This window comes from Vibrio sp. 10N.261.52.C2, from assembly GCF_041471425.1.
Taxonomy (GTDB): domain Bacteria; phylum Pseudomonadota; class Gammaproteobacteria; order Enterobacterales; family Vibrionaceae; genus Vibrio; species Vibrio crassostreae_C.
The window spans coordinates 58,649-77,689 of sequence record NZ_JBFROH010000038.1 but is presented as its reverse complement, the minus strand read 5'-3'; the positions used below and the strand labels follow the sequence as shown (position 1 = coordinate 77,689).

Here is a 19,041-nt window from a genome sequence, read left to right as displayed (position 1 = left end):
TTGAATTACGCAACAAAGCCGTTATTTGATTTATCTGTTCATCGGTTTCCGTTTCTTCAACTCGTTAACTCAGCTTTCATATTCTTAAACTACCAAATCTTCAAGCTCTTAAATGATCGAGCTCTCCAGTTTTCAAGATCTTAAACTATCAAGCTCTCAAGTTTTCAAAGTAATGCTGAACAAATTTAACGAACACTTGGTGTTTCTTTGCCGGATAAATAACTTGCGGATAGAACAGATAAATACTGTTGCCTTGTTGCAGACATTCATCAGGCAGCACTCGCTCTAATTCTCCCAGTTCGACCTCTTTCGCAACGTAGTAACTTGCAATACGGATGATGCCACTGCCTGCCATAGCTTGTTGCTTAAGCAGGTGGTTGTCATTACTTGAAAGCCAGCCGGACACATCAATATTTACCGATTTTAAAGGCCACTCGGTTTGGTGCAGAGTTGCTAAGCATTGATGATCACTTAAGTCACTCACATTGGTAGGGCGACCAAATTGGTTAAGATAACCGGGAGTCGCGACTAAATCATGTTGATAGCTAATCAAGTGTTTCGCCACCATGTTGTCAGGTGGCGTATTGGTGGCACGAAACGCGATATCGATATCATCTTGATTGAGATTAAAGTTGGTGTAGCTACTGTTTATCTCGAAACGAATCTCAGGGTATTGCTGCCTAAACTGTTGGCAGATATCGAATAGATATACCTCAGTAAACATCTTTGGCGCAGTGAGGCGTAATAGGCCTTTGACGATGTCGTGTTGCTCAGAAACACTGCGTTCAAGCTGTAAGACTTGCGAGCGAATCGTTAAGCCTTGTTGTAACGCGCGTTCGCCTTCTTGGGTTAAACGAACACTGCGAGTGGTTCTGACCAAAAGCGGGCACTGTAAATCGTTCTCTAAACGTTTGATCTGTTCAGAAAGGTAGCTCTTAGAGATACCGAGCTTTTCGGCTGCCTTGGTAAAGTTGAGTTGCTGAGCAAGTTCTACAAACAGGATCAGTCGTTCTATTCTTTTGTGTTCGTTCATTCGCGCGTTCCTACCAATCTATTGTTCGTCATATCAAACAATCATTTCGTAACTAGCATATTCTGTTTTTTAAAAAGAACAATATGATAGAGGCATATTTCTGGTCAGCAAATCTTCTAAGCGAGAATCGATATGACGAACAGCACTGAATCTACAAACAAAACGAATGACAAAAAACGTATCCCATTATCAAATTATCTACCGAATGTTGGGCAAATTGCCTATGGCTGCATGGGGTTAGGTGGTGGCTGGAATGATAATCCAGTGACGAGTGCGGATGTTGCTCAAACACGAAGCGTAATCGGCACCGCACTAGAATCGGGCATTAACTTATTCGACCATGCGGATATCTATACCTTCAGCAAAGCTGAGCAAGCCTTTGGTCAAGCATTACAACAAGCGCCTGATCTGCGTGAACAGATGTTCATTCAATCTAAGTGTGGGATTCGTTTTGAAGGCGAGGGCAATGTTGGTCGTTATGATTTCTCGGCTGATTGGGTAGGCCAATCGGTAGACGGTATTCTCAATCGATTGAATACTGAAAAGCTTGATGTGCTGTTATTGCACCGCCCTGATCCTTTGATGGAACTCGATGAGCTAGCAAGAACGTTAGAGAACTTAAAAGCGCAAGGTAAGGTCGATTATTTTGGTGTGTCGAACATGAACAGCCATCAAATTCAGTACCTGCAATCTGCGCTTGGGCAACCCATCGTCGCGAATCAAGTTGAGATGAGCTTAGCCAAATTGGATTGGTTGAATGATGGGGTGATGATTAACTCGCAAGGGCACCATCAATCAGACTTCGCCGCAGGCACTCTTGAACATTGCCAATTGAATAACATCCAACTGCAAGCTTGGGGCTGTTTGGCACAAGGCCGATTTGCTGAGCAAGGTTTGTATTCAGAACATGAAAACGTGAAAAAGACAGCGCACTACGTGGCTCAGTTAGCGAACCAATATGGCGTAGAAAGTGAAGCGATTGTGTTGGCATTTTTGCTTCGTCACCCTGCTCGTATCCAACCTGTAATTGGCACCACAAATCTAGAGCGAATCAAAGCTTCGGCAGTCGCGACTCAGATGAACCTGTCTCGTGAAGAGTGGTACAACCTATACGTGTACTCACGTGGTCAAGCACTGCCATAAGGAATGAATATGTTGAATCAAAAGATCGCGCAACAACTGGTGTCTAACGCTCTAGACATTGCTGAGCGTAATCAACAAGCAATCGCGGTGAGCGTGTGTGATACGCACGGTGAGTTACTGGCGTTTATTCGCATGGATAATGTGAGTGTTCAAGCCGGATTGTTAGCACAGAACAAAGCTTATACATCTGCAAGAGATAGACAGCCAAGCGGTAACTTAGGTGCTTGGGCGAGAGAAACTGGTAAAGACTTAAGTTACTGGACTGACCCAAAGATCACTGGCTTTAAAGGCGGTGTTCCCATTGAATTAAATGGGCAGGTGATTGGCACTATTGGTGTCAGCGGATTAAGTGAAGACGACGATGAAGCACTTGCCGAAAAAGTCATTCAACTTGTGTTCTAAGCTGTTGCTCGTGAAGTAATGGAAGTTAGAAGTAACAGATAATAAAAAACCGATGCATGTGCATCGGTTTTTTTGTTTAACGAGACTCAAGTGCTTGAATCAATCGAACCCATTAAGCGTTCGCTTGTTCCAGATCTTGTTGCTTGTCTTTCTTGCCTAATAGGCGGCTTGTGATCGTACCGGCTGTCATAGCACCAGATACGTTAAGCGCCGTACGTGCCATATCGATAAGTGGCTCGATAGAGATAAGCAGTGCTGCAATCGTTACAGGAAGGCCCATAGCAGGAAGTACGATAAGCGCCGCGAACGTTGCACCGCCACCTACGCCAGCAATACCGAATGAGCTCACTGTGATAATAGCAATCAGAGACAGAATGAAGTTGATGTCCATTGGGTCGACGCCAACTGTAGGCGCAACCATGACTGCTAGCATTGCAGGGTAGATACCCGCACAACCGTTTTGACCAATCGTCGCACCGAAAGAGGCAGACAGGTTAGCAATCGCTGGTGGCACGTTTAGCTTAGTGATTTGAGCTTCAACGTTCAGTGGAATTGTTGCTGCAGAACTACGAGACGTGAAAGCGAACGTCAGTACAGGCCAGATCTTTTGGAAGTACTCTTTCGGGTTTACACCAACAAAAGAAACCAACACACCGTGTACGACGAACATCAGTAGAATCGCAACGTAAGATGCAACGATGAAACCCAGTAGGCTGAGGATGTCAGAAGCACTTGATGTTGCAACTACCTTCGCCATTAACGCTGCGATGCCGTATGGCGTTAGTGCCATGATCATCTTAACTAAGCGCATAACGATAGATTGTGCCGCTTCAACAAACGTACGGATCGGAGATTCTAGTTCTTCTTTCTCTGCCATCACTTTACGAGCAGCGATGCCCGTTAGCACACCAAAGATAACAACCGCGATGATAGACGTAGAGCGAGCACCCGTTAGGTCTGCAAATGGGTTAGTCGGAATAAAGCTGATCAGCATTTGTGGAATTGTTAGGTCTGAAACGCTACCGATGCGGCTTTCAAGTGTTGCGATACGTGCTGTTTCGCGAGCGCCTTCTGTTAAACCTTCAGCAGATAGGCCGAATGCTTGCGTTACAACAATACCAACAATCGCAGAAATCGCGGTTGTTGCTAACAGTACAGAAATGGTGATACCAGAAATCTTGCCCAGTGAGCCGCCTTTTTCAAGCTTCACTACTGCTGCAATCATTGAAACCAATACTAATGGCATGATCACCATTTTCAGTAGGCCAACATAACCACGGCCAACAATATTTACCCAGTCTAGTGTTTCGTTGATGACCGGATTGCCTTCACCAAATAACAGCTGTAGACCAAGACCAAATGCGCTACCAAATACTAAACCGAGTAAAACGAGGCGAGAAAGTGTGTTTTCTTTTTTCTGCTGTCCGTAGAGAAAAAAGAGGATACCAGTGAATACCGCTAAGGCAGCGATAGCTGAAAATGACATTTGTTTTCCTTATGAATCTCTTTAAATCGATAGGGCGCTTAGATATATGGGCGCAAATACTGTTAGCTACAGTAGCGACCTGTAACAAAACGTAAAATAAGGAAAAGTAATTTATTAGAACGATTAGTAATATCCACTCAATAGGATGGGTGGATATTCAACATTGTGATGAATAGGTGAGCTTTTTAGCGATATTTTGCCAATAAATTGAGCATGTCACTTGACGAGTAAATTTCGATATTTTGGAAATTATTTTCGAATAACCGGAACAACATTGCTTTGGCTACGTCTTCCGACTGAATAGGGCGTAGGTTTTTGAACTTACCAAGCATAAATGGAGACAGCAGAGGAAAGACACTTTGCAGGAGTTTTTCATCAGCTCTAGGTTCATCACGCTCACCCACCAGAGGCCCAGGGCGTGCGATGAAAAGCTGCTTGAAGCCAATACGTTTTAAATTTTGTTCCATTTGTCCTTTACAGCGAAGGTAGTGCGAATAGGAATCTGGTGAAGCGCCATAGCTAGAAACGACCGCTACGCGTTGAACCCCAAGAAACTTCATCGACTGTGCGACTTGGCTAACCAGTTCCACATCGATTTTGCGAAGCGCTTCTTTTGATCCTGCCTTTTTCTTAGTCGTACCTAAGCAGATAACGCCAAGATTAGGCGTCGCATTCGTGTCATCCCAACTGGTAACTTGCAGGTCGCTGTGAATGAGTGTGTGGAGCTTGTTGGAATCAAACTGTGAATCTAACGCTCGGCGAGATAGGGCATAGATATGATCAACGGCGGGTTCATCGATGAGCAACTTCATCACATGATGACCAATTAACCCGGTTGCACCAGCCACCACGACCGATGTTTTGTCTCCAGAAATGCTCATCCTAACCCCTTACTCGCTTCACAAGTGCTTGTTTAATATAAACAGTGTTTGAATTTTAAGCGAATAAAAGTTTGATAAATGAGGGGCGAATGCTGAGTGGCTAATGACGTATTTAATATAGTAGGGATCTGAATCCGGTATTGGTTGAGTCTCAAACATAACAAAGCCCGCTGGGCGACGGGCTTTGTTACTTTTCTTGCTTCTTACTAGGTAAAGGACAGTGGGATTTTCCTTACCTTTTTGCTAGCTTTCTTACTTGATTTATTTGGTTTTCTTTTACTTGAATTTGGAATCATTACACCTCCTAAATCGTTGTTCTGTTTTGTCTTTCAATCGATTGTCTTTCTTCGTGTAGCGTCAGTGTTGTGGGCATTCACTGTATGGGTACTTATCAATGGAGAGATTAATAAGTAATTTAGATAAGGCATAAACGATGCCCAAATGTAAGTTATTGATAAATCTATTATCAGTATTATTTGTGTTTTAGGGTTCGTCAATTTGACTGTCAATCTGAGAAAAAACCAGTGTGATCTGTTTAAATTAAGAACACTCTCTGCGGTTTCTGCCACATAGCCATAGATACAGCCTTGCTTAACACGTAAACTGAGTCGTAATTCACATAGACCAAGGACGTGCTATGAACCTCAAGCTTGATACTCTTGCTCCCACTCAGATTTATCACCTGATGACACAAACCGTTGTTCCTCGCCCGATTGCGTGGGCATTGACGGAATCTTCTGACCAAGAGTACAACCTCGCGCCTTTCTCTTATTTCACGCCTGTTTCTAGTAATCCGCCGTTACTGATGTTATCGGTTGGGAAGAAGCCGTCCGGCGAAATCAAAGATACCACTCGTAATGCCCTAGAAACGGGTAAGCTAGTGATTCACATTGCTTCTTCAAGTTCTGCCGAAACCATGACGGCGACAGCAGCTACCCTTGAACATGGTGATTCGGAAGTCACCGCGAATAACATTGATCTGGTTGAATTTGAAGGCTTCTCTTTACCGAGATTGAAAGAGTGCGCGGTCGCTTTTGGATGCACCTTGTACGAAGTAAAAGAGGTTGGAGAAGTGCCACAAAGCCTTATTTTTGCTCAAGTTGAACAGGTGTATATCTCTGAAGGTGTGATCGATAAAGAGAGCGAACGCTTGAAGATTGATGCACTAGCACTTGATCCTTTATCTCGACTAGGCGGAGGCGAATACGCCACGCTGTCCAATGTGTTCTCTGTCGCTCGTCCTAAGTAACAATCCTTAAGTAGCAGTCCCTAAATCAACGTACCCAGAATAAGCGTTTTTAAAAACTATGTTAGATACCCAATACTCGCAGTACATCCAACACCGAATTGACCAAAAAACCAAGCCACTCGGTGCCCTTGGTTTACTCGAAAAAGTCGCACATCAACTGGCATTGATTCAGAGCCAAGGCAAAGAAGCGGCGGTTGAACACATCGAATTGAATAAGCCAAGTATCATCATTTTTGCTGGCGACCATGGCATTGCTGACGAAGGCGTGAGTATTGCCCCAAGTGCCGTCACACAACAGATGGTGTTGAACTTCTTAAGTGGTGGCGCGGCGATCAATTGTTTCTGTGCGGTGAATAATATCGATATCACGGTAGTCGACACGGGGATATTGTTGCCTGTTGAATCAGACAGTGACATGTTGATCTCTCAGCGCTTGGGTACACGAACCAATAACTTTGCCAACGAAGCTGCAATGAGTTTAGAAACAGTCGAACGTGGGATTGAACTAGGTTCAGAGCTTGTATCTAGAACTATTTCGAATGGCACCAATATCATCATGTTTGGTGAGATGGGCATCGGCAATACCAGTAGCGCGTCAGCGATTTTAAGTGCGGTAGCAAACCGAACTGCTGCAGAGTGTGTAGGCTTAGGCACTGGTATCAACAACGAACAGTTATCACGAAAAGTCGAGGTGGTTGAGCAAGGTGTTGCACGCTGCACAGGACTCGATCCTAAATCGATTTTAGCTCAAGTCGGTGGTTACGAAATAGTGCAAATGGTCGGTGCTTTCCTTGGCGCTTATCAAAACAGAACTCCTGTACTGGTCGATGGTTTTATCGTGTCAGTCGCTGCGTATGTTGCGACCTTAATTGAACCGAATTGCCGTGACTACATGATCTTCGCGCATCGCTCAGAAGAGTCAGGACACAAAATTCTATTAGAACTTCTAGACGCTGAGCCGTTGCTTGATCTTGGCTTGAGACTAGGCGAGGGCACGGGCGCTGCACTAGCCATGCCAATCATCCGAGTGGCCGCTGAGTTCTATAACAACATGGCGAGCTTCGAGAGCGCCGGAGTCACAGTTTAATGAGTGATACGCCGAACAGATCTTTGAAAGATCGCGCTGCTTATCAGTGGGAGCTGTTTTCGTTGGCTATGGGCTTCTTTTCTCGTTTGCCAATGCCAAAGAATACGCCCTATTCAGAAGAGCGTATGAACCGTTCTGGTCGTTACTTCTCAACAGTCGGCTTGTTGCTTGGCGCCTTGTGCGGCGGTTTGTTCCTGTTGCTTGATACTGTGTTACCAAGCTCGATTGCCATCTTTTTGATGATGAGTTTTAGTTTGATGCTGACCGGTGCTTTCCATGAAGACGGCTTAACTGACATGGCGGATGGTATTGGTGGCGGCATGACACTTGAACGCCGCTTGACCATCATGAAAGATAGCCGAATTGGTACATACGGCGCGTCTGCGCTGATCATGGCGTTGCTTGGAAAGTGGGTTCTGCTCAATGAACTTATCAGCATGACTGGATTGTTTATGGTCATCGTGACGAGCTACACCTTTAGCCGAGTGATTGCGGCATCCCTTATTTACGACATGCCTTACGTCAGCGATTTAGACACGAGCAAGAGTAAGCCTCTAGCCAATAAACAAACCAAGGGCGAACTTGTCTTCTTGTTGCTGGTAGGCGTGCTGCCTAGCCTGTGGTTTGGTCTTGAATTCGCTTTGGTTTTATCTGTCGTCGCCTATCTGTTCAGAACAGGTTTTAAAACGTGGTTAACGGCTCGAATTGGCGGCTTTACTGGGGACTGCTTGGGTGCGGCTCAACAGTTAATGGAGTTGCTGACTTACCTTGTATTCATTACTGCATTTTACAATGGCTTTCTATAACGGCTTCCTATGACCAACACGAATGAAACTATTCAAGCTAATCAAATTAATCAAGCAAGTCAGCGAAACAGCCATTTGGTATTGGGCGGGGCTCGTTCTGGTAAGTCTAGTTTTGCGGAGCAACAAGCATTATGTGCGCTTGAAGCATGTTCAAATGGACGCCTCAATTATATTGCGACAGCGACATATCTTGATGATGAAATGCGAGAACGAATCGCGCACCATCAACAACGTCGTGGCGAGCAGTGGATTGAGCATGAAGTACCCGTCGAATTAGCCGAAAAACTGCAGTCTTTTGAGAAAGAAGATGTGGTATTGATTGATTGCCTAACCTTGTGGTTGAACAACATCATCTTTGAACTGGGTGATGACGCAACTAATGAACAGGTTGAAGCCGTGGTTGAAGTATTGGTCAAAAGCGTCGAGCAAAGTCCGGCGCAAATTATCATGGTCTCTAACGAAGTCGGTTTAGGTGTGGTGCCGCTGGGTAAAGTGTCTCGCTTGTTTGTGGACAATGCAGGACGAATGAACCAAGCGCTAGCTCGTGTCGTTGAGCGCGTCACGCTGATTGCTGCCGGATTGCCGCTGCACTTAAAACCATCTAATCACTTGCTTGATATTCAAGGCTAGGTCGCACACATGGTCAATGGAACAACCAAAAACATCTATTTGTTAAGACATGGCAAAGTCGAAGGAAAAGCTGCGCTCAATGGTTTATCTGATGTGCTGGTCAACTCTGATCTTCAAGAACAGATATGTGAGGCACTAACTACACAAGACATTACCTTTGATAGCGTGGTTAGCTCTCCACTAAGACGATGTGGTGATCTCGCGAGCTTGTTTGCAGAGCGTATGTCTGTGCCTTTATCAGTTGTATCGGGTTTTCAGGAAATGAACTTCGGTGAAGTAGATGGTGTCCCATTTGATGAACTTGAAGACAAGTGGGGAATGTTAGAAACCTTTTGGAAAGACCCTGCTAATCATCAATTAACTGGCGCAGAAAGTTTACAGAGCTTCCACGACAGAGTAACTCAAGCTTGGTCGCAACTTTTGAATGATTCAAGTGACAACATATTGTTGGTTACTCATGGTGGTGTGATTCGCATACTGCTAGCGCACTGCCTTAATATTGATTGGAAAAACCCGAGTTTGTACTCGAAGTTATCGATAGAAAACGCATCGATAACGCATATTCAAATCACTCAGTTTGCGCAGAGCTTTATCAGCGTTAAATCGATAGGGATACCTGTTCTCTGAGTGTTCAAAAAACACAGTTTAAGAATTAACAATCTTTTAGATCTGTAAATAGAAACAGAAATATAAATAGAAGTATAAAGCGGCGTTCACAGCCGCTATACCTGATTGGTATTACTACCTACGTGAAAGGAATTTAGTCATGACAACACCAAGTTGGGATCTAAGCATTGCTTATAGCGATCTTAATGATGCAAAAATCGAACAGGACATTGAACTCATTCAGCAGTGCATTGAGCTGTTGAACCTACACGTTGAAAAGCGTCATATCATTCTAGCGATGCAAAACGCGATTCAGACTTCAGAAGCGGCAGGCACATTACTGAGTACAATCAACACCTTCGCTAATTGCCACGCATCGGTCGACGCGACACACACAGAAGCGAAAGTATTGCTTGGTCGTGTAGCGAAGCTGAACTCTGAAATGTCTCAAGCGTTCAGCCCTTACGAAGATACGCTAATTCACGCAGAACCAGAATTTATTGATGCAGTATTAGAGCATGATAGTGCGGACGTAGCAGGGCAGCGCTTTGCGATTGAAAGCTCTCGTAAGTTATCAAGCAGCCGACTCAGTGTTGCTGAAGAGCAGTTATTGGCAGCGATGAAGGTTGATGGTCGTGACGGATGGGGTCGTTTATACGATAACCTAACCGGATCTTTAAAACTGTCGCTAAAGCTGGACGGTGAAGAGGAAGCCCTAGGCTTTTCACAAGCCGCGAGCCTGTTGTACGGCAGCGAATTCGACAAACAAGAACCAGCATGGCGCGCGGTTCAAGGTGCGATGAAAACGCACCAAGAGTCTTTTGCTTCGATTCTAAATGCATTGGCGGGTTGGCGACTGACTGAAAACAAAAAGCGTTCGAAGATTAGCGATGTGCATTTCCTAGATCCAAGCCTACACGGCAGCCGCATTGTGCCAGAAACGCTAGACACCATGATGTCGGTAGCGAAAGCTAATCGAGCTGTTGGTCAGAAAGCAGGTTTGTTAATGGCAAGAGTTCACGGGCTAGATGAAATGAAGCCTTGGAATCACTTAGCTGCGATGCCGCCGCTGGGTGACGCTGAATCTAAGGTTTACCCATTTGATGAGGCGATCGACGTGATCAAAACTGCGTTCGCTGAAGTAAATCCAGAGATGGCTGATTTTGTCGCTTTGATGGTTGATAATGGTTGGATTGATGCCGCACCAGCAGCCAACAAACGTTTAGGCGCTTACTGCACCAAGTTTGCTGCTACACGCACTCCGCTTGTGTTCATGACATGGAGCGGTAGCCGCTCAGATTTAATGACATTGGCACACGAGTTAGGCCACGCGTTCCACAACTGGGTGATGAAAGACATGCCGTTGTGTCAAACACGCTACCCAATGACGCTAGCAGAAACCGCTTCGATCTTTGCTGAAAATATCGTTCGAGACCATTTGTTAAAACAAGCACAAACACGTAATGAGAAACTTGAAATGCTGTGGGAAGAGCTTTCTTCTTCTTTGGCATTAATGGTGAACATTCCCGTTCGTTTTGAGTTTGAAAAAGCCTTCTACGAGCAGCGTGAAAAAGGCGAGCTAACGGCTCAGCAGCTGTGTGACTTGATGGAAACGACTTGGAAAGAGTGGTATGGCGATGCAATGACAGAAGCTGACCCTTACTTCTGGGCGAGCAAACTGCATTTCAGCATCTCTCAAGTAAGCTTCTACAACTACCCATACTTGTTCGGTTACCTGTTCAGTAAAGGTGTTTACGCTCAGCGCGATGCGAAAGGTGAGCAATTCTACGGCGATTACGTTTCGTTGCTTCGTGATACGGGCAGCATGATGGCGGAAGAAGTCGTTCAAAAGCACTTAGGAATGGACCTGACTCAAGCTGATTTTTGGCAACAAAGCATCGACATGGTCAAAGTTCAAATCGATGAATTTGAAAGATTGCTCGATCAGGAAGATTAATTGATCTCAATCTGTTCATAGCAGGTAAGAGCTGTGTTAGCTTACGTGGCTCTTATCTTGCTGGCATAACCTGAGATAAGCCGAAACAACCAAAAGTCTCTTTAAATAGAGAAAGTTATTTGGAACAGATGTCGGTTAGTAAAGTCAGCAGGTAATATAAAAATATATGGGTAGTATTTGTGAGTGATAACGGAGTTTCTGTTGATAAGTGCGATCCTAGCAACACAATTTCTATGTACAATTTATTAACATACGGCCGTGCAATTAAGGAGTAGCGCATGACGAAGACCCTCTTTCGCCAATCATTTCTTTTTGACAGCCTAGATCTTGAGCAAGAAGTGTTTGCAGGACAGACCGTACTGAGTAACGGTGTTCAAATTAAGCTTCATCAACGCGGTGTCTTGGAAGTGATTCCCGCGGATTTTAATTCTGAAACCAAGAACATCATTTTTTCAACCGGTGTTCATGGCGACGAAACTTCACCAATGGAGCTGATCGATAAGCTCATTGAGGATATTGAAACAGGTTTCCAAGTAGTAAACGCGAGATGCTTGTTTATCATAGCTCACCCAGAAGCCACTAACGCGCATACTCGTTTTCTTGATGTGAACATGAATCGTCTGTTTGATGAAAAGCAGTACGAGAGCAATCGAGAAGTGGATATCGCGAAGAACTTGAAGTTCTTGGTGACTGAGTTTTACAAAGAAACGGAACCTGCCACTCGTTGGCATCTAGATTTGCACTGTGCAATCCGTTTATCTAAGCATTACTCGTTTGCAGTGAGCCCTAAAGTTCGCCACGAAGTACGCAGTAAAGAGCTGTTTGATTTCATTAACAGTGCGCACGTGGAAGCAGTGTTGTTGTCAAATGCGCCAACCAGTACATTCAGTTGGTACAGTGCTGAAAACTTCGAAGCGCAAGCACTGACAATGGAACTAGGGCAGGTCGCGAGAATTGGTGAGAACCAACTTGATAAGCTAACGGCTTTTGACTTGGCGATGCGTAACTTGATTGCTGAAGTTGAGCCAGAGCATTTACCTAAGCGAACCATCACTTATCGCGTGAGCAGAACCATTGTTCGTTTGCACGATGACTTTGATTTCATGTTCTCTGATGACGTAGAAAACTTTACGGCATTCAAGCACGGAGAAGTGTTTGGTCATGATGGTGATAAGCCATTGATGGCGAAGAATGAAAACGAAGCAGTGGTATTCCCAAATCGTAACGTGGCTATCGGTCAACGAGCGGCCTTAATGGTGTGCGAAGTTGAAACACGATTCGACCACGGTCAGCTTGTATACGATTAATACTGAGCTGGGTTAAAGCGACGAAAACAACCGCTCAACTGGTTGAAATATCAAGGTTCACATTACTGTGTGAGCCTTGAGTTTATTTAGGGATACAGGTAAGGTTACGCGAACAATTTCAAAGTAGCTTGATATGGATTTCCAACAACTTCTTCACCAAAAACAGCGCAAATGGACCCGAGCCATTTATCTGATGGCAGCACTGCTTGTCGCGCTGAGTGCGATTTACCTAATGGTTGGCGATCTCTTCATTTCCCCTCTGGACACCTTGTCCACGTTAGAACAAAAACTACTGATTGATTTACGCTTACCTCGATTATTAGCAGCTATTGCTATCGGGGCAGGGCTAGCAGTATCTGGCGCAAGCCTACAAGTCTTATTGGGTAATGTATTAGCAGAGCCAGGTGTGCTCGGCATTTCTGGTGGCGCAAGCTTGGCGATGGTTATCGTACTGTTCTTCTTGCCGTTTGCTCCCACACCAGAACTGTTCATGATTGCCGCCGTTTTAGGCTCGCTCTGTTTCACCGTGATACTGGTGAGCATGGTAAAAACGATGCGACTCACCACGGCTAAATTGCTGCTGGTGGGTGTCGCGTTAGGCATTCTTTCTGGCGCGATGGTGACATGGGCGTTCTATTTTAGTGATGACTTAAGTCTACGCTTATTGATGTATTGGCTGATGGGCAGCTTAGGTGGCGTCACTTGGTATCAACACTCGCTCACGTTGGTGATGATCCCCGTGATTATTTGGCTGTGCCTGCAAGGTAGTAAGCTAGATAAGTTAATGATTGGCGAAACGCATGCCGCACAGTTAGGCGTAAACGTACCGAGATTGCGCTGGCGTCTAATTTTCGCCGTGTCTATTTTAGTCGGCTGCGCGGTAGCTTTAGGTGGCGTGATCAGCTTTGTTGGCTTGGTTGTGCCACACTTATTGCGTTTAGCGATTGGTACTGATAACAAATACCTTCTTCCTTTGTCTGCCGTTGCTGGCGCTGCGTTGTTGGTGTTTGCTGATATCTGTGCAAGAACCTTATTAGATTCCGCAGAGCTGCCTTTGGGTGTGATGACCACCAGTATCGGTGCGCCTATCTTCATTTGGATGTTAATTAAAAATCATGATTCAAATTAAGAGCCTGAGCGTTGGCGCTCGTTTATTACCACTATCATTTGAGCTCAAGCAAGGGCAGGTGACTCACGTTATCGGCCCGAATGGCAGCGGTAAAAGTACCTTACTCGAATCGATATCTGGCATTGGTGATGGTTACAAAGGTGATATCAAGATCGACGGGCAGGATTTGTCGGAGCTGTCTTTACAAGATTTATCATTGCATCGTGCTTACTTGTGCCAAAGCGCAAGGCCAGCCTTCAACTTAGAAGTGTTCCAATATCTTGCATTGTCACTGCCAAGCTCCTCACACGGCCTTGATGCTGAAATCAACGCAGCTTTGGAAGAAATCAGCCAGATGCTAGACATTGCAGACAAACTTCATCGCTCAATTCAGACACTGTCTGGTGGTGAATGGCAACGCGTACGTTTGGCGGGAATGTGCCTGCAAATTTGGCCGACACTTAACCCATACGCGAAGCTGCTGATCCTCGACGAACCCGCAGCTCCGTTGGATATTGCTCAAGAAGCCTTGTTGTACAAGCTCATTGAACGAGTGGCAGAGAAGGGCATCGCTGTGATCATGGCTAACCATGATTTGAACAGAACACTAAGACACGCAGACCAAGTGTTGTTGCTCGATAAAGGTGTACTTCAAGCATCAGGCTCAGCTGATCAAGTGCTTACCCCTGAGCAGCTAGAGTCCGTGTTCAACACCGAAGTCAAAAGTATCTCAGTCGACAATCAGACCTATCTTTTGTTTGGTTAAAAGACTAATTAGTTAAGCTGCTCATTGGGTTTAAGGCGAGTTAGTAAAGGAAGCAAATATGTTTAGATACATCCAAAGAAGAAGAATCAAAAAGGTGATTAAGTCATTGTCTGCAAAGATGGTGAAGAGCTACGGAAGCCGTGATTTCTTCTCTATTGGGCAGGTTGAAACAAGTTCTCGTGAGTTGAGTAAACGCCAACAACAGATTGCTTTAGCCTTGTTTGCGGATCCACAAGATCTTGCTGTTGAATTAGCTCCAACTATTCAGTTGCTGCGTAATGATGTGTCTAATGACTTCTTTGGCGGAGAAGACTACACAGCGCGAGATGTACTTAATCTATTGGGTGGCGGCGGTTGGAAGGGCGGTCGTATGGACGATGATATGTCGAATCGATTTGGCATGAATAGCCGCTATTAGTTTAGCTCGTTCAAATTAACGTTTAATGATTTATCCTTTTATAAACGTATACGCTCAATAGCTTAGCGACTTTACAGCAGTCTCAACAACGTAATAATAATGATGATAAAAAGCACTCAATATCATTATTTATGCGAGCGTTTCACTCCAATTAATTCAATGAAAAAATACCTTCCTAGCGATCTATTTTCTTAGGGAATGCGTAATTTTTGTCGGTAAAAATTGATAATTCGAACCAATATCATCTATCTACAACGCATTTGTTTGAGTTGTGTGATGCTGATTCCTATCAATATAAAATCCGCTGTTATTGATAAAATTGACGTATATATTTTTCGTTGTTCTTTAAGTCAGAAACTATAAACCTTCGAATTACAGTGCTGGTTGGTTAGTAACCAATTGGTTTTGTGTTTAGGGTAAAATAATAGAGAGTGGGAAAGTGACAACAATAAATAATAATATTCTAAAAATAGCAGTGGGTATGGCTATGCTATCGAGTGTGCCGTCAGTGGCAAATGCTCATGGTTGGTCTGAGTTTCCAAGCGCGCGTCAGAACACGTGTTACGAGCAAGGCGGGATTTGGTCGGGTACACCACCTAATGCTGCGTGTGCTCAAGCAAAAGACATTTCGGGTTCATACCCGTTTGTTCAACGTAACGAGTACGCGAAAAATGTCCAAGATTTCAATAATATCAATGCTGTAAAAGCGGCGATTCCTGACGGCACGTTATGTTATGCCAACGATTCGCAAAAACGCGGCATGGGTGCGCCTCATACTGGTTGGACTCGTACCGAGCTAAATACTGGTACGTTTGAATATGTATTCAATGCGACAGCGCCACACAACCCTTCTTTCTGGGAGTTCTACCTAACGAAACCAAACGCGGACCTAAGCAAAGGCCTAGCGTGGGGAGACTTAGATCTTATCCAAGAAGAGGGTAACGTTCCGGTTAATGGCGGCAAGTACCGCATTAATGTCACTATTCCTTCAGACCGTTCTGGCGATGCGATTCTATTCGTTCGTTGGCAACGTGATGATGCTGCGGGCGAAGGCTTCTACAACTGTTCAGACATCACTATCGCGGGTGGCACAACCCCTCCACCAGAGCCTACACCTCAACCTGATCTAGTCCGTGGCGACCTGTTTGTTTCTGACCAGTTTGGTACGCCAGAAATTGGTGATACGGTTAAGTACGACATCATCAACAAGTACGGTGAAGTCGCGCGTAGCTTCGACATCGTTATCGACGCTTCAAACGTTAACGATTGGGCTCGCTTGTTGGCTTCAGAGATTAACGGCTGGCACGAAGAGTTTAAAGATGGCGCGATCTTCATTGGTGACTGGCACGCTGAAATGCAGCACTACATGTATTTCCAAAACGACCCTTCACGTAACTTCTTCAACTCAAAAGATAGCCGTGCTTCTGGTCAGTTAACGCTGATTGATGGTGGCGACGGTGGTGTTGAACCATTGAAAGGTGACATCTACGAGCTAGTGAAGAGTGACAATGTAGTCAATGCTGGCGATAAGGTTGTGATTGCAACAAGCGAAGCGGCGACATTGACTCAAACTCAAGGTACTTCTGTAAGCATTCAAAATAACGGCACGGCTTCTATCGTAGTTGATACCACTGGCATCACTGCAAACGAAACTTTATCGTTTATGGCTAGCTCGATTGAAAGCGACAGTGTTGAAACCTTCACTTTTGAAGTAATTGCCGATGACGGTGGCGTGACACCAGACCCAGATCCAACGCCGGATCCTGATCCGACTCCTGACCCAGACCCTACGCCAGATCCAGGTACGTGGGACTCATCAGCGACTTACCTTGGTGGCGAAGTCGTGACTTACTCGAACCAGTCATGGAAAGCACAATGGTGGGTTCAAGGTGGCACTAACCCTAAAGCGACTTACGAAAATGACAAATGGGGCGTTTGGCGTCCAGCCAACTAATCTTAACTATTGTTAGTTAATTAGCCTTGCAATAATAACCAAGACACCACACTTTTTGACGAGTGTGGTGTCTTTTTTAGCGTCTGCATTTGCGGTTTTGAATGTCATCAGCCTAGAAAAAGTGATTCAGGAACGGAGTCTTAATCACTCAGCACGGCTCTATAAGAAGATGAGAGTTATATAGAAAACAAGAGCTATATAACGTTTTGTAATGTGTTGACGAATTATTCCAGAATAAGGTTTTCTTTAATCTCATCGTTAAGATACCCCTGATCAAAATCTGGTGTCATGAATTCGACGGAGGAGGAGTCTAGATAGCTGGTTTCTAGATAACTCGACTCTAGATAATGGAAATCTAAGTGATCAGCACTTGCGTAGGTGGGAATCGCAGAAAACAAAACGATACTGATCGCTGCAGCGATATTAATGACTTTGTTACGTTGAGAAGTAATTTTCATAGTAGTGCCCTCGAAAGGTGGGCAAATCCATCTGCCTATGAGAATTGAATCTGAGATATTTAGAAGTCGTAAGACAAACCAAGTGTGATGATGCTGTCGTTGTCGATCGGGCCCATCGATTGGCCGTTCAAGTAAAGGTCACCTTCGTTGGTGTTGAAATAGGTGTATTTCACGTAGGGTGTCCAGTCGTCGATGCTCTTAGAGAGAACGACTTCGTGTTCATTGGTACGGTAGTCGCCTTGATGAAAGATTACGTTGTCATCGTTGTGGGTAAACCCGCCATTGGATCCATCACTGTTTTCGTGAGTGTATTGGTAAGCTAAATCCCAGCCTGAGAGTGAGTACCCCGCACCGGCGATGAACTTATTGGTGTTGATCGTGGTGTCGCTTACATTCTCGAGTACTTGCCCTGACTGGTTATATCCCAATCCACTGAATACATTGAAGTTATCATTGACTTGGTAATCAATAATACCTTCGATTAATAACTCTTCACCGTTGTCCCATTTACCGAGTTCACCGTATAGGTTGAACGTGAAGGACTCGCTGATGTGAAAGTCGTGGCCGTAACCCGCTGCTAACCAACCTTGGTCATCAAAACCTATATAGACTTGTCCATTTTCTGAGGTATCGATTAATGCGCCAGCTTCTGTGGTGTAGACACCGTTATCAGCAGCATTAGAGGCAACGTTTTGTTCGATGTAAACTTGAGTCGAAGTCGCAAACGCTGCGCTGCTGAGTAACGTAAGTGGTAGAGCAATAAGGTTAAGTTTTTTCATGGATTCTCCAGTGTCGTTCTATTGAATTAACTTGCTGGAGAGTATGTGATTAAACTGAATTTATATTAATAGGGTTAACTTTAGTTAAAACCTCAGTTTCATTTATGTTTCCTTAATGCTGATTTGATTGCTTCACGGGTTTTGATGTGCTGTTCGTCTTTAGCGTAGCGGCGGTGATAGAGCATTCGAAACGTGATCGGTCTTAATTTGATGGGGATAGGGTGAACGCGTAAGCCAAGCGCTGGTGCAAGCATTTCTGCAAAAGAGCGAGTAGAAGCGGCGATATAATCTGTCGTGCTTGCCAAAATCAGCATGCTTGAAATTGAGCTGGTTTCAATTCTGACTTTTCTCGGCTCGATATCGCTCTCTGATAAAAACTCGACCGTGTTCATGTTGGCGCGTTTGATCTTGAGCGCAATATGTTCCTCTTGGAAATACTCTTCTTTACTTAGTGTCTCACCAATTCGAGGGTGGTTGATTCGAGTCAGACACACGGGCTCCTCATCGACGATGGTTTCTTCAATCAATGAGTGTTTCTTACTCGAAAGTACATCAATGACGATATCTACTTTTTGTGCAGTAAGCGCATCAAACAGTTCTTCCTCTTCGAGTGGCGCTTCCGTAAAGCTTACGCCTTCAACCTGGCTAACGAAATGAAGCAAGCTCTCTGTGCAATAGACTTTAAGGTCATTCTTTTGCTGCTCAACCGTTCCAATGATGTTCAATGGGTCTTCTATCTTATTAGCGAGTGATACCGCTGCTCCAGTGGGCGCGATACCTCGTCCTTCTCTCACAAATAAAGCCTTGCCCACGACACCTTCGAGTCTCTTAATAGCCGCGCTTACCGCGGGTTGAGAAATATCGAGCTGCTCTGATGCCACGGTGATAGAGCTGTGTTTGTAAACGGCCAAAAATGTCGTCAGTAGATTAAGGTCCAAATTCAGTTCCCTCTATTCTTATTGCACTCATCC

At 44.7% G+C, this 19,041-nt stretch carries 19 protein-coding genes; 13 read left to right on the top strand and 6 right to left on the bottom strand.

Annotation, left to right across the window (positions count from 1 at the left end):
• Nucleotides 1-148 precede the first annotated feature (148 nt).
• Entirely contained in the window at nt 149-1,033 is an 885-nt protein-coding gene (locus AB4307_RS15720; RefSeq protein ID WP_017059145.1) for a LysR family transcriptional regulator, read from the bottom strand.
• A 132-nt stretch (nt 1,034-1,165) separates the two neighbouring features.
• Between AB4307_RS15720 and AB4307_RS15715 the strand changes: the two genes are divergently transcribed.
• Both AB4307_RS15715 and AB4307_RS15710 read left to right on the top strand, forming a co-directional pair.
• The gene (locus tag AB4307_RS15715; RefSeq protein ID WP_372132416.1) at nt 1,166-2,176 is read left to right on the top strand and encodes an aldo/keto reductase; all 1,011 of its coding nucleotides are present in this window, start codon (nt 1,166-1,168) and stop codon (nt 2,174-2,176) included.
• 9 nt (nt 2,177-2,185) lie between these two features.
• The gene (locus AB4307_RS15710; protein ID WP_372132413.1) at nt 2,186-2,578 is read left to right on the top strand and encodes a GlcG/HbpS family heme-binding protein; all 393 of its coding nucleotides are present in this window, start codon (nt 2,186-2,188) and stop codon (nt 2,576-2,578) included.
• Between the two features lie 112 nt (nt 2,579-2,690).
• Here AB4307_RS15710 and AB4307_RS15705 read toward each other — a convergent pair whose 3' ends face one another.
• Both AB4307_RS15705 and AB4307_RS15700 read right to left on the bottom strand, forming a co-directional pair.
• Nucleotides 2,691-4,064: an L-cystine transporter gene (locus AB4307_RS15705; protein ID WP_372132410.1), complete on the bottom strand. Its 1,374-nt coding sequence runs from the start codon at nt 4,062-4,064 to the stop codon at nt 2,691-2,693.
• A gap of 185 nt (nt 4,065-4,249) precedes the next feature.
• Complete coding sequence (locus AB4307_RS15700) at nt 4,250-4,945, bottom strand: NAD-dependent epimerase/dehydratase family protein (RefSeq protein WP_017059149.1); 696 nt, start codon at nt 4,943-4,945, stop codon at nt 4,250-4,252.
• 637 nt (nt 4,946-5,582) lie between these two features.
• On the opposite strand from AB4307_RS15700, the gene AB4307_RS15695 reads away from it, so the two are divergent.
• The 11 genes from AB4307_RS15695 to AB4307_RS15645 all read left to right on the top strand — a co-directional run bounded on the left by AB4307_RS15695 (nt 5,583) and on the right by AB4307_RS15645 (nt 16,833).
• Nucleotides 5,583-6,194: a flavin reductase family protein gene (locus AB4307_RS15695; RefSeq protein ID WP_372129752.1), complete on the top strand. Its 612-nt coding sequence runs from the start codon at nt 5,583-5,585 to the stop codon at nt 6,192-6,194.
• Between the two features lie 58 nt (nt 6,195-6,252).
• Nucleotides 6,253-7,281: a nicotinate-nucleotide--dimethylbenzimidazole phosphoribosyltransferase gene (gene cobT / locus AB4307_RS15690; RefSeq protein ID WP_372132407.1), complete on the top strand. Its 1,029-nt coding sequence runs from the start codon at nt 6,253-6,255 to the stop codon at nt 7,279-7,281.
• Nucleotides 7,281-8,087 (top strand): adenosylcobinamide-GDP ribazoletransferase, encoded by an 807-nt coding sequence (locus AB4307_RS15685; protein WP_372132405.1) that lies wholly within the window; start codon nt 7,281-7,283, stop codon nt 8,085-8,087. The genes cobT and AB4307_RS15685 overlap by 1 nt, the downstream gene beginning before the upstream one ends.
• Before the next feature lie 9 nt (nt 8,088-8,096).
• Complete coding sequence (gene cobU, locus AB4307_RS15680) at nt 8,097-8,717, top strand: bifunctional adenosylcobinamide kinase/adenosylcobinamide-phosphate guanylyltransferase (RefSeq protein WP_372132402.1); 621 nt, start codon at nt 8,097-8,099, stop codon at nt 8,715-8,717.
• A gap of 9 nt (nt 8,718-8,726) precedes the next feature.
• A complete protein-coding gene (gene cobC, locus AB4307_RS15675; RefSeq protein WP_372132399.1) occupies nt 8,727-9,344 on the top strand; it encodes an alpha-ribazole phosphatase family protein in 618 nt (205 codons plus the stop codon).
• Nucleotides 9,345-9,483: 139 nt separating this feature from the next.
• Entirely contained in the window at nt 9,484-11,280 is a 1,797-nt protein-coding gene (locus tag AB4307_RS15670) for a M3 family oligoendopeptidase (protein ID WP_171733538.1), read from the top strand.
• A 278-nt stretch (nt 11,281-11,558) separates the two neighbouring features.
• Complete coding sequence (locus tag AB4307_RS15665) at nt 11,559-12,587, top strand: succinylglutamate desuccinylase (RefSeq protein ID WP_372098028.1); 1,029 nt, start codon at nt 11,559-11,561, stop codon at nt 12,585-12,587.
• Nucleotides 12,588-12,720: 133 nt separating this feature from the next.
• A complete protein-coding gene (btuC, locus tag AB4307_RS15660; protein WP_017070911.1) occupies nt 12,721-13,716 on the top strand; it encodes a vitamin B12 ABC transporter permease BtuC in 996 nt (331 codons plus the stop codon).
• Nucleotides 13,703-14,461: a vitamin B12 ABC transporter ATP-binding protein BtuD gene (gene btuD, locus AB4307_RS15655; RefSeq protein ID WP_136974865.1), complete on the top strand. Its 759-nt coding sequence runs from the start codon at nt 13,703-13,705 to the stop codon at nt 14,459-14,461. The genes btuC and btuD overlap by 14 nt, the downstream gene beginning before the upstream one ends.
• Nucleotides 14,462-14,519: 58 nt before the next feature.
• Complete coding sequence (locus tag AB4307_RS15650; RefSeq protein ID WP_372132395.1) at nt 14,520-14,879, top strand: DUF6559 family protein; 360 nt, start codon at nt 14,520-14,522, stop codon at nt 14,877-14,879.
• Nucleotides 14,880-15,360: 481 nt separating this feature from the next.
• Nucleotides 15,361-16,833 (top strand): lytic polysaccharide monooxygenase, encoded by a 1,473-nt coding sequence (locus AB4307_RS15645; protein ID WP_524540947.1) that lies wholly within the window; start codon nt 15,361-15,363, stop codon nt 16,831-16,833.
• A 224-nt stretch (nt 16,834-17,057) separates the two neighbouring features.
• Here the strand turns inward: AB4307_RS15645 and AB4307_RS15640 are convergent, their stop codons facing one another.
• From AB4307_RS15640 to AB4307_RS15630, 3 genes are all read right to left on the bottom strand, one after another.
• On the bottom strand, nt 17,058-17,291 hold the full coding sequence (locus tag AB4307_RS15640; protein ID WP_368084369.1) for a hypothetical protein: 234 nt from the start codon (nt 17,289-17,291) through the stop codon (nt 17,058-17,060).
• Nucleotides 17,292-17,350: 59 nt separating this feature from the next.
• A complete protein-coding gene (locus tag AB4307_RS15635; protein ID WP_102333261.1) occupies nt 17,351-18,070 on the bottom strand; it encodes a hypothetical protein in 720 nt (239 codons plus the stop codon).
• 98 nt (nt 18,071-18,168) lie between these two features.
• Entirely contained in the window at nt 18,169-19,008 is an 840-nt protein-coding gene (locus tag AB4307_RS15630; RefSeq protein ID WP_017068280.1) for a LysR family transcriptional regulator, read from the bottom strand.
• Nucleotides 19,009-19,041 lie beyond the last annotated feature (33 nt).